Annotated in this window: 12 protein-coding genes; 6 read left to right on the forward strand and 6 right to left on the reverse strand. The window is 64.6% G+C overall.

Annotation, left to right across the window (positions count from 1 at the left end; all coding sequences use genetic code 11):
• Positions 1-67: 67 nt before the first annotated feature.
• Positions 68-1,138, reverse strand: a complete 1,071-nt coding sequence (locus tag NTZ43_08775) for an OmpA family protein (GenBank protein ID MCX5767299.1) — start codon at positions 1,136-1,138, stop codon at positions 68-70.
• Between the two features lie 177 nt (positions 1,139-1,315).
• On the opposite strand from NTZ43_08775, the gene NTZ43_08780 reads away from it, so the two are divergent.
• The 6 genes from NTZ43_08780 to NTZ43_08805 all read left to right on the forward strand — a co-directional run bounded on the left by NTZ43_08780 (position 1,316) and on the right by NTZ43_08805 (position 8,686).
• Complete coding sequence (locus NTZ43_08780; GenBank protein MCX5767300.1) at positions 1,316-3,370, forward strand: acetoacetate--CoA ligase; 2,055 nt, start codon at positions 1,316-1,318, stop codon at positions 3,368-3,370.
• Positions 3,367-4,335 carry a threonine/serine dehydratase gene (locus tag NTZ43_08785; GenBank protein ID MCX5767301.1) on the forward strand — a complete coding sequence of 323 codons (969 nt, stop codon included), beginning with the start codon at positions 3,367-3,369 and terminating at the stop codon, positions 4,333-4,335. The genes NTZ43_08780 and NTZ43_08785 overlap by 4 nt, the downstream gene beginning before the upstream one ends.
• Positions 4,336-4,570: 235 nt before the next feature.
• Positions 4,571-5,695 (forward strand): 4-hydroxyphenylpyruvate dioxygenase, encoded by a 1,125-nt coding sequence (gene hppD, locus NTZ43_08790; protein ID MCX5767302.1) that lies wholly within the window; start codon positions 4,571-4,573, stop codon positions 5,693-5,695.
• Positions 5,695-6,876: a homogentisate 1,2-dioxygenase gene (locus NTZ43_08795; GenBank protein ID MCX5767303.1), complete on the forward strand. Its 1,182-nt coding sequence runs from the start codon at positions 5,695-5,697 to the stop codon at positions 6,874-6,876. The genes hppD and NTZ43_08795 overlap by 1 nt, the downstream gene beginning before the upstream one ends.
• A gap of 7 nt (positions 6,877-6,883) precedes the next feature.
• A complete protein-coding gene (locus NTZ43_08800) occupies positions 6,884-7,504 on the forward strand; it encodes a flavin reductase family protein (GenBank protein MCX5767304.1) in 621 nt (206 codons plus the stop codon).
• A 3-nt stretch (positions 7,505-7,507) separates the two neighbouring features.
• A complete protein-coding gene (locus NTZ43_08805) occupies positions 7,508-8,686 on the forward strand; it encodes an aminotransferase class I/II-fold pyridoxal phosphate-dependent enzyme (protein ID MCX5767305.1) in 1,179 nt (392 codons plus the stop codon).
• Here NTZ43_08805 and NTZ43_08810 read toward each other — a convergent pair.
• From NTZ43_08810 to NTZ43_08830, 5 genes are all read right to left on the reverse strand, one after another.
• Positions 8,664-9,089: a thioesterase family protein gene (locus NTZ43_08810; GenBank protein ID MCX5767306.1), complete on the reverse strand. Its 426-nt coding sequence runs from the start codon at positions 9,087-9,089 to the stop codon at positions 8,664-8,666. The genes NTZ43_08805 and NTZ43_08810 overlap by 23 nt on opposite strands.
• On the reverse strand, positions 9,086-10,117 hold the full coding sequence (locus tag NTZ43_08815) for an LLM class flavin-dependent oxidoreductase (GenBank protein MCX5767307.1): 1,032 nt from the start codon (positions 10,115-10,117) through the stop codon (positions 9,086-9,088). The genes NTZ43_08810 and NTZ43_08815 overlap by 4 nt, the downstream gene beginning before the upstream one ends.
• Positions 10,118-10,230: 113 nt before the next feature.
• Positions 10,231-11,535 carry a threonine synthase gene (gene thrC, locus NTZ43_08820; GenBank protein MCX5767308.1) on the reverse strand — a complete coding sequence of 435 codons (1,305 nt, stop codon included), beginning with the start codon at positions 11,533-11,535 and terminating at the stop codon, positions 10,231-10,233.
• Positions 11,528-12,472: a homoserine kinase gene (locus NTZ43_08825; GenBank protein MCX5767309.1), complete on the reverse strand. Its 945-nt coding sequence runs from the start codon at positions 12,470-12,472 to the stop codon at positions 11,528-11,530. The genes thrC and NTZ43_08825 overlap by 8 nt, the downstream gene beginning before the upstream one ends.
• Complete coding sequence (locus NTZ43_08830) at positions 12,469-14,961, reverse strand: aspartate kinase (protein ID MCX5767310.1); 2,493 nt, start codon at positions 14,959-14,961, stop codon at positions 12,469-12,471. The genes NTZ43_08825 and NTZ43_08830 overlap by 4 nt, the downstream gene beginning before the upstream one ends.
• Positions 14,962-15,078 lie beyond the last annotated feature (117 nt).

Genomic DNA, 15,078 nt, shown 5'->3' on the forward strand with positions numbered 1-15,078 from the left:
CGGCCGGGAAAACCCGACCGCCGCCGTGTGACACGCTGCAGCGCCGCGTGAGCGGCACCGATTGTCTTTACGGAACTTCGATGATCACCGCGCGACGGTTCTGCGCACGGCCTTCCTTGGAAGCGTTGTCGGCCACCGGCTTCGATTCACCAAAGCCCTTGATCGCAATGCGGCTCGCGGCAATACCGTGAGCGGCCAAATAGTTCTTGACCATCGTCGCGCGGCGCTCCGAGAGACTCTGGTTATACGCGTCCGTTCCGATGTTATCCGTGTGCCCCTGGATTTCCACCTTCGTGTCGGCGTGCGCCTTGAGGAACGCCACGCCCACATCGAGCGTGTCCTTGGCGGCCTTCGTCAAATCGGCCTTGTCGAAGGCAAAGTTCACATCATGCAGCGTGAGCAGTTCGCGCGGCTTGGCCGGAGCCGGTGCCGGCGGCGCTGGCGGAGCCGGAGCGGGCGCTGGGGCCGGAGCCGGAGCAGCCGCTGGGGCCGGTGCTGGCGCAGGAGCGGGAGCCGGCGTCACCGGAGCCGGCGGCGGGGGCGGCGCCTGCGGAGCCACGTAGCAGCTGTTGTTCTTGACGTGGCCACCAAACATGCGGCTAATGCCGGCCGTCAGGCGGTACGTCGTCGTACGCTGGCCACTCGGCGTCTGGTCCGACGGATCCTTGAAGTCCGCCGTGCCGCCAAAGCGCCACGACCAATCTTCATTCACGCAGTACCGGAAACCGATGGACGCATTGCCGCCGGAATCGTACTGGTTCTTGGTGGTGTCCGACTCATAGCGCGAGCCCGTCCAGCCGCCCCCGATCAGAAACTTCCACTGATCGTTGATGGGGTGCGTGTAGATAAGGTTGATGCGGTTGTTCAGCGCGTTCAGATTGCCCACACGCGAACTCTTGGTCTTCGAGTAGTCCACTTCGTACTCGAGGGCCACGCGATCAAGCGGCCAGCCATTCCACGCGTCGAACGGCGAAATGCCGACGCGGGCGCCAATGCCGAGGGGGTTGTCGAGTTTGGTGAAATCATCGTACTTGGTCCACTGGGCCATGACACCAATTTCGCCGACGGTGGCACGCTGGGCGGCCAGCGGTGCAACGGTGGCAAGTACGAGCAGCGTCGCGAGAGCGAGTCGTCGCATTGCGGGGAGCTCCTGTTGTGCTGTGAACGTTCGCCTCAGTTGAGGCGCTTAGTCTGGTGCCTTACCCATTACGGCGCACAGACTTAAGACATGTAAGATAATACCGATTCGAAAATCCGTCTGCCATCACTTTCCCGAGTCCGCCGGACACATATTGGACTCGACCTGCCTCCAGCAATGACCAATCGCTCTGACCATTCTCTCGATCAGAACGCTCCGCTCTGGGCGCCGGTTCCCGCGCAGGCGCTGGAGACGCAGCTCTTCGCGTTCTATGAAAACGCGGCTCGGCGGTGGGCAGGCACGCCCGCTCCAGACGCGCCGTATGCCCGCTGGCACGCTTGGTCGTGCGACCGGCCGGAGCAGTTCTGGGCGTCGGTGTGGGAAGAGACGGGCGTTGTCGCCGAGTCGCGCGGTGAAGGAACGCTCCCGTGGGACGAGGTCCTCGTCGGCGGTACGCGCATGGCGCCGCCATCCACCGACGCTGGCCCGCATTGGTTCCCCGGCGCACGGCTCAACTTCGCCGAGAATCTGCTTCGGCACCGCGGGCCCGAGCTCGCACTGATCTTTCGCGACGAACGAGGCCGCCGCCGCACCCTCACGCGTGATGCACTCGCTGAGCAGGTCGCGGCACTCGCCGCCACATTGCGCGCCCTCGGCGTTCGGCCCGGCGACCGCGTGGCAGGATTCCTGCCGAACGTTCCCGAGGCGGTCACCGCGATGCTCGCAGCCGCGGCCTGCGGTGCGGTCTGGTCTTCGTGCTCGCCCGACTTCGGAGCCAAGGGCGTGCTCGATCGCTTCGGACAGATCGCACCGCGCGTGCTCTTTGCCGCGGACGGCTACACATACGCGGGCAAAGCCATCGATCTCGTGGCGCGCGTGGCGGACATCGCGGAGGCCATCCCCGAGCTCGAGCACGTGGTGCTCATTCCGTTCCTGCGCGACAGCATCGACGCCGCGTCCATCGCTGCCGTGCGCGGCAGCGTGCCGTGGAGCGACTGCCTCGCACGCAGTGCGGGCGCCGCGCTGTACTGCGAGCAGCTCCCGTTCAACCATCCGTTGTATGTGATGTATTCGTCGGGTACCACCGGGCTCCCCAAGTGCATGGTGCACGGCGCGGGTGGCACGCTGTTGCAACATCTCAAGGAACACCGGCTGCACGTGGAGCTGCGCGCGGGCGAACGCATCTTCTACTTCACCACCTGCGGGTGGATGATGTGGAACTGGCTCGTGAGCGCGCTCGCCTCGGGCGCCACCGTGGTGCTCTACGACGGTGCGCCGATGCCACCATCGCAGCCCGACGCGCTCTGGACGCTTGCGGCCGAGGAGCAGGTGGCGGTGTTTGGCACGAGCGCCAAGTTCTTAGCCATGAGCGAAAAAGAAGGGATGCACCCAGCGCGCACGCACGATCTCAGCGCGATGCGCACCATCCTGAGCACGGGGAGTCCGCTCGCCGAGCACAGCTACGATTTTGTCTACCGCAGCGTGCGCAGCGGTGTGCATCTCGCCAGTATTTCGGGCGGCACCGATCTCATTTCATGTTTCGCGCTCGGGAATCCCATGCTGCCGGTGTGGCGCGGCGAGTTGCAGTGCCGTGGTTTGGGAATGGCAGTGGATGTGTTCGATGCGGCGGGGCAGTCCGTTCGAGGAGAGGCCGGTGAGCTCGTGTGCACCACGCCATTTCCCTCAATGCCGGTGGCCTTCTGGAACGACGCCGACGGCGCCAAGTATCACGCGGCGTATTTCGATCAGTATCCCAATGTCTGGCGCCACGGCGATTGGGCCGCGATCACCGCGCACGACGGTCTCGTGATCTACGGCCGAAGCGACGCCACCCTCAATCCGAGTGGCGTGCGCATTGGCACCGCCGAGATTTATCGGCAGGTGGAGCAACTCGAGGAGATTCTCGAGAGCGTGGTGGTGGGGCAGGAGATTGTCGCGGAGGGAAGTGCCGATGTGCGCATCGTACTGTTCGTGCGGCTCCGTGCCGGCGCGGTGCTCAACGACGCGCTCCGCGACACACTCCGCCGCCGCATTCGTGAGGCCGCGAGTCCGCACCACGTGCCCAAGGTGATCGTGCAGGTCGCGGACATTCCGCGCACAATCAGTGGTAAGATTACCGAGATGGCGGTGCGTGATGTGATCCACGGCCGCGAGGTGAAGAACACCGATGCGCTGGCGAATCCCGCCGCGCTCGATCTGTACCGGAACCTGCCCGAGTTGAGGTTGACATGACCAACGAAGCCACCGTTGCTCCTCTCGTGACACTCGACGCGGTGCGTGCCGCGCGCACCGTCATTGGCGACCGTGTGCGCCGTACGCCGATGATGGCCTCGGCCACGCTCTCTGCGATGACCGGTGCCGATATCTTTCTCAAGCTCGAGCTCTTTCAGAAAACGGGATCGTTCAAAGTGCGTGGGGCGCTGAACCGAATGGATCAGCTCACGGCAGAAGAGCGGAAACGCGGCGTCGTCACGCTCTCGGCGGGCAACCACGCGCAGGCCGTGGCGTGGGCCGCGCGCGCGATGGGAGTGTCGGCCACGGTCGTCATGCCAACCACGGCCGTGCGCAGTAAGGTCGAAGCCACGCGCGGCTACGGCGGCGATGTCGTGCAGACGAGCGGCGATCTGCTCGGCACCGCACATACCCTACAAGCAGAGCGCGGCCTGACGCTCGTACATCCTTTTGACGATGACCGCGTGATCGCAGGCGCGGGCACGCTGGCTCTTGAGGCGTTCGAGGATGTGTCCGATCCAGACGTGCTGCTCGTGGGCTGCGGCGGTGGCGGTGTGCTGAGCGGCATTAGCGTGGCCGCGCGGGGGCTACGGCCTGCCGCGCGCGTGATTGGCGTCGAGCCAGATGGTGCTTGCGGAATGCGGCAGAGTCTCGACCACGGCTCCCCAGTGGCTCCGGACCGCCTGTCGACCATCGCGGACGGCCTTGCCGCGCCCTTCACCGGCGTGCGCAACTTTGCGCATGTGAAGGGACTGGGCGTTGAGATGGTCACCGTGCCCGACGAAGCGATTGTCGAGGCGATGTGGCTGCTGATTGAGCGCTGTAAGGTGCTAGCCGAGCCTGCGGCGGCGGCTGGGCTCGCGGCGTTGCTGGCCGGAAAAGTGACCGTCCCCAAAGGCGCGAAGGTCGTGCTCTTTGTGACGGGCGGCAATGTGGACCGGGAATGCCTGCGCACGCTCGGATGAGTGCCGGAGTGGGCGCCAGTTCCTTGCCCTCCGACGAACCGTCCCACCGGACACTATATTAGGGAAATGAAAGGCGCCCTCTGTCTCCTCCGGCAGGCTTCCATCGGACTCGAGTGGTCCCGGTGGTGGACGTGCGCCCGCACGGGTTCCCGCGGCGCCTAATTCTGCGCGTGTGGCACGTGAACGGTTCGTACTCGACTGTCTACTGTCTACCCGCCCATTATCAGGAGCCCCCATGGCTACTACCGCGTCTCCGCTCAAGTCCGAGCCACACGACACCTTTCCGATCAACGGAACCGATTACATCGAGTTCTGGGTCGGCAACGCCAAGCAGTCGGCGCTGTATTACCGCGCAGCATTCGGTTTTCAGCTCGTCGGCTACCGCGGCCCCGAAACCGGCGTGCGCGACCGCGCGAGCTACTTGCTGCAACAAGACAAGATTCGGCTCGTCATCACATCAGCGCTCGGTCCATCGGGTGCGATCTCGGAGCATGTCGCAAAGCACGGCGACGGCGTCAAGGATCTCGCCTTCTGGGTGGATGACGCCCGCGATGCCTGGGCCAAAGCCGTAGAGCGCGGCGCCCGCTCCGTGCAGGAACCGACGGTGCTCACCGACGCCGACGGCGAAGTGGTGATTGCCGCTATCGCAACGTACGGCGACACCATCCATTCGATTGTCGAGCGCCGGAACTATCGCGGATTGTTCATCCCAGGTTTTGTGCCCAAGACCTCGGAGTTCAACGCGCCGCCGGTTGGGCTCAAGTATGTGGACCACTGCGTGGGCAATGTCGAACTCGGCAAGATGAACGAGTGGGTGGAGTTCTACTCGCACGTCCTCGGCTTCTACAACCTGCTCACCTTCGACGACAAGGACATCTCCACCGAGTACTCCTCGCTGATGTCCAAGGTGATGTCGAACGGCAACGGCCGCATTAAGTTCCCGATCAACGAGCCGGCCGTCGGCAAGAAGAAATCACAAATCGACGAGTACCTCGACTTCTACGGCGGGCCGGGCGTGCAGCACATCGCCGTCGCCACCGACGACATTCTCGCGACGGTCAAGGCGCTCAAGTCGCGCGGCGTGGAGTTCCTCGGCACGCCGTCGTCGTATTACGACGACCTCGAGGCGCGCGTCGGCAAGATCGACGAGCCCGTCGCCGAGCTGAAGGCGCATGGCATTCTCGTGGACCGCGACGACGAAGGCTACCTGCTGCAGCTCTTCTCCAAGCCGGTGCAGGACCGTCCGACGCTCTTCTTTGAGATCATCCAGCGCAAGGGCGCCAAGGGATTCGGCAAGGGCAACTTCCGCGCGCTCTTTGAGAGCATTGAACGCGAGCAGGAACTGCGGGGGAATCTCTAATGCCGATGTATCACATCCTGGGGCAGGTGCCACGAAAACGGCATATCGTGTTTCGTCGCCCCGACGGCGGGCTGTACAGCGAGCAGTTGATGGGCAACGAAGGCTTCACCGGACCGTCGGCGTTGCTCTATCACATTCATCCGCCCACGACCATCAAGTCCGTGCGCGAACTCAAGAAGCTCGTGTGGGAAGCCGACGACAGCGCAGCGCTGCGGCACCGGCACTTCCGCACGCGCCAACTGCCAAAGGGCGGATCGCCTACGCTCGACCGCATTCCGTTGATGTACAACAACGACATCGCGATGCTCTGGGTGGAGCCGGATAAAACCGACGAACATTTTTATCGGAACGCGCAGGCGGATGAGGTGGTGTACGTCGCCGAAGGAGAGGGCACGGTCGAAACGCAGTTCGGCCCGCTCGCCATTAAGCCCGGCGACTATCTGATGCTCCCGCGCGGCATCATGCATCGGTATCGCTTTACCACGCCGGCCAAGTTGCTCTGCTTTGAGAGCCGCGGCTATGTGCGCACGCCCTCGCGGTATCGCACGGAGTTCGGACAGATCGTGGAAGGCGCGCCGTACAGCGAGCGCGACTTCCGCCGTCCCACGGAACTCGTGACGCACGACGAAAAGGGAGATTTCCCCATCATCGTCAAGCAGTACAACGCCCTCACCGAGATGGTGCTCGATCACCATCCGCTCGACGTCGTGGGCTGGGATGGTTTTTTCTACCCATGGGCGTTCAACATCCACGACTTTGAACCGATCGTCGGCAAGGTGCACCAGCCGCCGCCAGTGCATCAGACGTTCCAAGGCGACGGATTCGTGATCTGCTCTTTTGTGCCGCGTCCGTACGACTTTCACCCGCAGGCGGTGCCAGCGCCGTACAATCACAGCAACGTGGACAGCGACGAGGTGCTCTTCTACGCCTCGAGCGAGTTCATGAGCCGCAAGGGGATTGAGTACGGCTCCATCACGCACCATCCGGATGGTCTGCCGCATGGTCCGCATCCGGGGCGCGTTGAAGCGAGCATTGGCGCCAAGGAAACCAACGAACTCGCGGTGATGATGGATTCATTCCGGCCCATGAAGATTGCCAAGCCGGCGCTCCCTGCTGAAGACGAACAGTATTTCCGCAGTTGGATCGAAGCCGGCGACGGTTTCAATCCGCCGACGTCCTGAGTCCGTCATGCTCACGTTCGATATTCCGGCGCTCCCCATCCCCGAGCGGTCTCGACTGCTCGCCCGGGTGGTCGCGCCGAGGCCGATCGCGTTTGTCTCCACGGTCGGCGCGGACGGTGTCGGCAATCTCGCCCCCTTCTCGTACTTCACCATGGGGGGCGGGAATCCGGCCTGTCTCACCTTTTGCACGGTCAACCTGCGCGACGGAAAGGAAAAGGATTCGCTGCGGAATATTAAGGCGACCGGTGAGTTCGTCGTCAATGTGGTCACCCGCGCGATGGCGGAGCAGATGAATCGCACCGCCGTCGATTTCAGCTCAGACGTGGATGAGTTCGACGTCTCCGGCTTTACGCGCACCGCCAGCGTCCGCGTCAAACCGCCGGGTGTGGCGGAATCTCCGGTGCGCATCGAATGCCGCCTCGTGCAGGTGGTGCGCGTGGGCGAAGGCGCGTCGGCCAGCAACTTTATCATTGGCGAAGTGCTCTACGTATCAGTCGACGCCGCCGTATGCACGGATGGTCTCCCCGACAATCACAAGCTCGACCAACTCTCCCGGCTCGGTGCCGACCTGTATCTGCCCATGACGCCCGACGCGCTGTTTTCTATGGCGCGTCCCGCCAAACCCTAGACTATGCCAACGTTCTCGCGCCGTTTCGCGTCGTTGCCCCAGTACCTGCTGGCCACTATCCCGCAGAAGAAGCGCGACTTGATCGCGCGCGGCATCGACGTCATTGACTTAGGCGCAGGAGATGCGGATCTCGCGCCACCGCCAAAGGCTGTCGAAGCCTTAGCGGCCGCCGCGCGCGATCCAGCCATGAGTCGTTATGGTTTTGGCCTCGGACTGCCAGCGTATCGCGATGCCGTGTCTGCCTGGATGCTCAAGCGATTTGGGCATCAGTTCGACCCGCTCACGGAAATCGTTCCGCTCATCGGCTCCAAGGAAGGACTCGCGCATCTCGAACTCGCCTATCTCCAAAAAGGCGACGTCGCGATTCTTCCCGATCCGGGCTATCTCGCCTACCTCGGCGGCGCGCTGCTCTCTGAAGCAGAACCGTATATGTATCCGATCACGCCGCGCACGAACTTTCTCGTAGAACTCGACGATGTGCCAGCCGACGTGCTCGCGCGCACCAAGTTGCTCTACCTGAATTATCCCAATAATCCCACGGCTGCCGTCGCACCGCTCGAATATCTCGAGCGCGTGGTGGCGCAGTGCCGTGAGCGCGACATCGTGCTCGTCTACGACAACGCCTACTCGGAGATGACCTTCGACGGTTATGTGGCGCCGAGCATCTTTGATGTACCGGGCGCGCGCGACGTGGCGATTGAGTTCCACTCGCTTTCGAAGACGTACAACATGACCGGCTGGCGCTGCGGCTGGGCCTGCGGCAACAAGACGGTCGTTGGTGCGCTGGCCAAGGTGAAGAGTTTCCTCGACACCGGTCAGTTTATGGCGGTGCAAAAGGCCGGCATCGCCGCGCTCGACAGCTGGGCCGAGTGGGTGCCGGGCAACATTGCCGTGTTTAAGGAGCGGCGCGATGCCGCCGTGGCGGCGTTCCGTGCGAATGGATTTTCGGTGGAGCCGCCCAAGGGCTCGATGTATCTCTGGCTTCCACTCCCGGCTGGCGTGTCGAGCCGCGAATTCCACGAACGGATGATGGAAGAGCAGGGCGTCATCGTGCTCCCTGGCGCCGGCCTCGGCGCGGGCGGCGAAGGGTTCTTCCGTATTTCGTTTATCACAAGTCCCGAGCGCATTGCCGAAGCGGCACGTCGCGCCGGCGCGGTGCTCAGGGCGATGACGGCGGCGTAGGCGCGGAAAAACGTGCGCGCACCTCGGCGCTCACTCGGGTCAGTTTTCCGGTGGCGCGATTGATGGGGCAGTAGATCGTGAGGGCGCGCGCGAGCAGTTTGTCATCGCTCGCGCGCCGTACCTCGGTGTTGCGCTCAAATCGGTGCGAGTCCGCGCTGCCAACCCAGGTGCGCGCGACCACTGAGTCACCAAGCACGGCAGGGTGCTTGTAGTCGATTTCATGCCGGATGGCGACCCACGCCACCTCTGCTTGCTCCTCTGGCGGACAGGCGGCATTCCAGTGCGCGATGGCCACATCCTGCACCCAGCTCAGGTACACTACGTTGTTCACGTGGCCCAGCGTGTCGATGTCGCTCGGCGTGACCGCGATGGTGAGTTCGAAGCGTTCTACGGGCGCGTTCATCCGATGGCCTTCCGCACAGCGGGCGCCACTTTGGTGCCGAACAGTTCTATGGAGCGCATGAGTTGCGCGTGCGGAATGTGTCCCACCGCCATCTGCGCGAGAAAACGGTCGTGTCCAAAGAGCTCATGCTGAAAGAGAATCTTCTCAACGACTTCCTCTGGCGATCCTACCGCCAGCGCGCCGTGCAGCGAGCGTCCCGCCTCGAACTGCGCGCGCGACATCGGCGGCCATCCGCGCTCTCGCCCAATGCGGCTCATCGTCGCGGCGTAGCCCGGAAAGAACTGATCGGCCGCTGCCTGTGATGTGTCGGCCACAAAGACATGCGAGTTGATTCCCACGCGAGCAACTGACGCGTCGTGCCCCTCAGCAACCACGGTGTCACGATAAAACTTTACCATTGGCGCGAAGTTCTCTGGCATCCCGCCAATGATCGCGATGGCGAGCGGCAGCCCCAATGTAGCCGCGCGGTGCACCGACGCCGGCGTGCCGCCAACCGCAATCCATATGGGGAGCGGGTCCTGCACGGGGCGTGGATAGACGGGCTGGTCACGCAGGGGCGCACGGTGCTTGCCTTGCCACGTGACGCGCTCGGAATCGCGAAGCGCGAGCAAGAGATCGAGTTTTTCGGAGAAGAGCGAGTCGTAGTCGTCGAGCGCGTAGCCGAATAACGGAAACGATTCAATAAACGATCCGCGGCCCGCCATAATCTCGGCGCGGCCGCCCGACAGCAGATCTACCGTTGAAAATTCCTGAAAGACTCGGACCGGATCGTCCGAGCTCAGCACCGTGACCGCGCTGGTGAGGCGAATCCGCTTGGTACGAGCCGCAGCGGCAGCCAGAACGACCGCTGGCGCGGACACCGCGAAATCTGGGCGATGGTGCTCGCCGATTCCGAATACGTCGAGGCCGAGTTGATCGGCGAGCTCGACTTCTTCGAGGAGGTCGCGGAGCCGCTGCGCCGCACTGATGGGCGTGCCCGTCAGCGGATCGGCCGACGTGTCAGCGAATGTGTAGAGTCCAAGTTCCATCGCGAATAATCTCTGGCTGCAATCTTGGGGGGAAGGTCAAAAGCGCCTTCGCTAGCCGCAGAGGCAACGCTTCCTTGGGCGGCTAGGGAGGGTGCGCGTGCGGACGGCCAGAGTCAGCGCGCCGGTGCCGACAACACCCGCGCAACCTCTGCCAGCGTCGCTCCAATCTCCACCGGGCGGTTCGCGCGTGCTGGCGCGGGATCTCGCTGCTGGTGGTACTCAATCAACGCGCCGGGGTCCTTCAGGACGTGACCGGTCAGCACCGCTACCACCGTGGCGTCCGGCGCAATCACACCGGCGGCGCGGAGTTTGCGCACGCCCGCTACGCTGGCCGCACTCGCCGGCTCGCAGCCGACACCTGCGGCATCGATCACCGCTTTAGCGTCGAGAATCTCGTCGTCGGTCACAGACGCGACGGCACCGTTCGTTTCGCGAATCGCACGAATCGCACGATCCCAGCTCGCGGGGTCGCCAATCCGGATGGCCGTCGCGATCGTCTCGGGCTTCACTGTTGGGTGCGTCGCAAAATCGTCGGCGAACGCCGTCGCAAATGGCGCCGCCCCGGCCGCCTGCACCGCGAGCAAACGCGGCACGCGATCAATCAGCCCGAGCGCATGCGCCTCGCGCAATGCTTTTCCGAACGCCGATGTGTTGCCGAGGTTTCCTGCGGGCAACGCAATCCAGTCTGGAGCCTGCCAGCCGCGCTGTTGAAGCAGTTCAAAGACAATCGTCTTTTGCCCTTCAATCCGCCACGGATTCACCGAGTTCACCAGATACACGCCAAGCTCAGCGGACGCTTCGCGCACGAGTCGAAGGCAGTCGTCAAAGCTTCCGTCCACGAGCAACGTGCGGGCGCCGTACGCGAGCGACTGCGTCAGCTTACCCATGGCCACCTGACCGCGCGGCACCAGCACGAGGGCAGGGATGCCCGCATGCGCGGCATACGATGCCAGCGACGCGGAGGTGTTTCCCGTGCTCGCGCATGCCACCGCACGTGCACCGACGCGAGCCGCCTGCGTCACGGCAACCGTCATTCCACGATCCTTGAACGATCCTGTGGGATTCTGCCCTTCGTGCTTCAGCCAGAGTTCTGCGACCCCTGCGTACGTCTGCACGGCCGTACGGCGGAGCAACGGCGTGTTCCCCTCAGGATGCGTCACGTGCGAGGTCGCCGACGGCATCACGAGTTCAGCAAAGCGCCACACGCCGCTGGCCTCGCTCCCTGGGTGCGTGCAGCACCGCGACCCAAACCGTTGGAGCAGCGCAGCGCCGTGCGCCGTGGGCGTCGGCTGTACAATGGCCAGGAGGCCGTCGCACGTGCGACAGGTCGCGCTCGCGTCGAGCTCGGGCCAGGTCGCGCCGCACGATTCGCAGCGCTGCACCGATGGCGTCCCTGCAACAGCAAATAGTTCAGACACTGGTAGAATCCTCGCTAAGTCCAATGGCGCCGTGCGTGGCCACATGTGCCACGCGCGTGTCACAGGCAATGCCGAGTGCCGCGTACGCATCGCGCACCGCATGCGCGACGCGCTGGGCGCTCAAGTCGTTGGTCGCAAAATAGAAACTGGTTGGGCCAGCGCCGCTAATGGAACCGCCCAGTGCGCCCGCTTCCATCGCCGCCGTTTTCGCGGCGATGAATCCTGGGAGCAACGGCGCGCGCGCCGGCTCAGCAATCTGATCTTCGAGGCCGCGACCAATCATTTGCAGATCGCCGGTCCAGAATCCCGACACCATCGCGGCGACATTCGCCATCTGCGCAACCACGAGCGCGCGATCAATCGACTGCGGCAGCGCCGCGCGCGCATCTGCCGTGCGCAGCCGTTGATTCGGATGCGCCATCACAATGCGCAGCGCCGCGGGCACAGGTAAAGCAATCACCTCGAGTGGCGCCACCGATCGAATGAGCGAGATGCCGCCGAACATGGCCGGCGCAAGATTGTCCGCGTGGCGCCCCGACACCGTCGCTTCTGCTTCCAGCGCGCACGCGAGAAGCGTCATCGGGTCGAGCGGGTTGCCGAGAAGTCGGTTCACGGCCACCGCACCGGCAACGGCCGACGCAGCGCTTCCGCCCTGACCACCGGAGAGCGGAAGCCCTTTGATGACGGTCAGGCTTACACCCACGTTTTCCGCGCCCGCAAACGACAACACCTGCATCGCGGCAATGCCGGCGGTGTTGCGGTCGGCCGCCGTCGGAAGTTCTGGGTGCCCCGCATCGGCAATCGTCACACCGCGCCCGAGCACGCGCTCCGCAATCACACGATCGCCGGGTCCACTCACGGCCATCCCGAGCACGTCGAGCCCTGGCCCGATATTCCCAATGCCGCCTGGCGCGATGGCAGCGGCGCGCGCGGTCATCGCGCCCTCCGCGCCAGCGACAGGATGTCGTTCATCACGCCAGCGGCGGTCACGTCGGGGCCAGCGCCTGGGCCCGTGACCACCAGCGGGCGGTCGCGATACCGATCTGACGTGAACACCACCTGATTATCCGTGCCGATGAGCGACGAGAATGGACTCGAGGCATCCACCGCCACGAGCCCCACGCGCACGCGCCGCGCGGTGACCACGGCCACATAGCGGAGCACGCGCCCCTTGGTGCGCGCAGCGGCGACGCGAGCCGCCCAGTCCTCGTCGAACAAAGCGAGTGACTTCAAAAACTTGGGCAACGGCCACGTGCGCGCGCGCGCCGGCACGAGTGACTCAATGGCGAGGCTTCCAAGCTCTCCGCGGAACCCAAGCAGTCGGCCAAGCGTGAGTGCCTTTCGCGCCACATCCATACCGCTCAGATCTTCGCGCGGGTCTGGCTCTGTGTAGCCCAGTTGCATGGCTTCGGCCACGGCCTCGGAGAACCGCGCGCCACGTCCCATGCGATCAAAGAGAAACCCCAGTGTGCCGGAGAGGCATCCTTCAATTTTGCGCACGCGATCACCAGACTCCGCGAGCTTGCTGAAGGTGTCGAGCACCGGCAAACCCGCACCCACGGTGGCCTCGGCTAACAGATGGCGCCCACGATCACGCGCGGTGGCGAGCAGTTCGTCGGCGCGTGCCGCCGAGCCGGTCATCGGACGCTTGTTGGCGAGCACGATGTCCATGCCGCCGCGCAACGCCGCCATGAGTGCCGGTACGGTTTCGTCCGCGGTCACATCCACCGTGATCGGATGATGCAGGGCATGCGTCGCGGCATACGCCACAGCGGCGGTCGCATTCATTGTGAGTGCGCCGCGCGTTTTGGCAATCGGTACGCCGCGCTGCTTCGCGTGTGCGAGCGCATCGAGGCGCTGCGGCGAAATCCCCGCCGGGTCAAAGAGCACGCCACTCGTGTCGCACACGCCGACAACGCGCAACGCAAGGCCCCGTTGCCGCACGCGTGGCGCCATCGTTGCGACGCGACGACCAATCTGCCCAAATCCCAAGAGAAAGAGATCGGTGCGCGCAGGCTCACCCACCGCGCCCCCGCCAATCTTGTCGAGCTGAAAAGCGCGGTGAATGGCGCGTTGTGCATCGCCGGCGCGCGCGTCCTCCACCACAATCGAGATATTGAGTTCCGACGAACCCTGCGCAATCGCAATCACATTCACGTCGGCATCGCGTAGCGCGCCGAAGGTGCGCGCCGCCACGCCCTTGGTGCCCGCCATCCCCAACCCCACCACGGCGATGATGGCGATCGCTGGTTGAATCGTCACGCCGTCAATTTCGCCGCGGCGAATGTCGTCGGCGAACACCGACTGGAGCCGCAGCTGCGCGGCGCGCGCGTCGCCTGCTGGCACGGCAATGCAGAGCGAGTGCTCACTCGACGCCGCGGTGATCAATGGAATCGAGAGCCCCAGCTCTTGCAGACTCGACAGCGTTCGCGCCGCGACGCCAGGCAGCCCGAGAATTCCGTTTCCTTCCACCGTCAGCATCGCTTGCCCGCGCAGTGCCGCGAGTGCGCGCACCGGCGAGCGGCCGGCTACGCGTCGCGTGGACACTTCCGTGCCCACCGACGCGGGGTCGAGTACGGGACGCACCCGCACGGGAATGCGGCGTCCCGCAATCGGAATCATGGACCGTGGGTGGAGCACCTTGGCTCCGTGATACGCCAACTCCGCCGCCTCGCGAATGTGAACGTGCGGGAGCACGCGCGCGTCGGGCACCACGCGCGGATCGGCCGTCAGCAGACCAGGGACGTCCTTCCAGAGTGAGACCTCGCGTGCACTGAGTGCGCGCGCGATAACCACAGCCGTTAAATCCGTGCCGCCGCGACCGAGCGTTGTGACATCGCCACTCGGCGCCTTGCCGAGGAACCCCGGCACCACCGGCACCAACCGACGACGTAGGAGCGGACGTAGGACGAGTCGAGCCGCACGGTCCGTCGCTGGGAGCTGGGGCACGGCGTCGCCGAATCGCGCGTCCGTGTGGAGGAACGTCGTCGCATCCACGTAGCGTGCGCGACGTCCGATGGCGGCCGCCACGAGTGCGGCGCTCAGCCGCTCACCGCGAGCCACAATCAAGTCGCGCGTGCGTGGCGTGAGTTCGCGCAGTGCGGCCAACCCGCCGAGGACGGCGAGGCAGTCGTTGAATTCGCCGGTGACCATCTGTTCGTATGCGCGCCGCGATGCGCCAGCGAGCAACGCCCGCGATGTGGCGCGATGGCGTTGTGCGAGCGGCGCGAGCAGCGCCGCGGCGCGCGTGCCGTCGCCAGCGAGTGCGGCGTCGGCGGCGGCAAGCAGTGCGTCGGTCACGCCATGCATTGCCGAGACCACCACGACCAATGGTTCGCGGGTGTTCTCGATGATGGCGAGCGCGCGTCGGATTGCCGTGGCATCGGCGAGGGCGGCGCCGCCGAACTTGTAGACGAACGGTTTCATTGGGCTGGGAGGGCAGGGTACCCTGTCAGGTTAGCCGATCACACGCCTAGTGTCCATCAGGGCATACGCGGACTACATTCTCACGCGATCGATTTTCCGCTCAATCCTCGATGGAGA

The sequence above is a fragment of the Gemmatimonadota bacterium genome (assembly GCA_026387915.1).
Classification (GTDB): Bacteria; Gemmatimonadota; Gemmatimonadetes; order Gemmatimonadales; family Gemmatimonadaceae; genus Fen-1231.

Excerpts from the sequence above, each read along its gene's own strand:
- NTZ43_08825 (MCX5767309.1), bottom strand. The coding sequence starts at position 12,472 with ATGACCGCGCGCGCCGCTGCCATCGCGCCAGGCGGCATTGGGAATATC.
- NTZ43_08815 (MCX5767307.1), bottom strand. The coding sequence starts at position 10,117 with ATGGAACTTGGACTCTACACATTCGCTGACACGTCGGCCGATCCGCTG.
- hppD (MCX5767302.1), top strand. The coding sequence starts at position 4,571 with ATGGCTACTACCGCGTCTCCGCTCAAGTCCGAGCCACACGACACCTTT.
- NTZ43_08830 (MCX5767310.1), bottom strand. The coding sequence starts at position 14,961 with ATGAAACCGTTCGTCTACAAGTTCGGCGGCGCCGCCCTCGCCGATGCC.
- NTZ43_08795 (MCX5767303.1), top strand. The coding sequence starts at position 5,695 with ATGCCGATGTATCACATCCTGGGGCAGGTGCCACGAAAACGGCATATC.
- NTZ43_08800 (MCX5767304.1), top strand. The coding sequence starts at position 6,884 with ATGCTCACGTTCGATATTCCGGCGCTCCCCATCCCCGAGCGGTCTCGA.
- NTZ43_08810 (MCX5767306.1), bottom strand. The coding sequence starts at position 9,089 with ATGAACGCGCCCGTAGAACGCTTCGAACTCACCATCGCGGTCACGCCG.
- NTZ43_08785 (MCX5767301.1), top strand. The coding sequence starts at position 3,367 with ATGACCAACGAAGCCACCGTTGCTCCTCTCGTGACACTCGACGCGGTG.
- NTZ43_08805 (MCX5767305.1), top strand. The coding sequence starts at position 7,508 with ATGCCAACGTTCTCGCGCCGTTTCGCGTCGTTGCCCCAGTACCTGCTG.
- NTZ43_08780 (MCX5767300.1), top strand. The coding sequence starts at position 1,316 with ATGACCAATCGCTCTGACCATTCTCTCGATCAGAACGCTCCGCTCTGG.
- NTZ43_08775 (MCX5767299.1), bottom strand. The coding sequence starts at position 1,138 with ATGCGACGACTCGCTCTCGCGACGCTGCTCGTACTTGCCACCGTTGCA.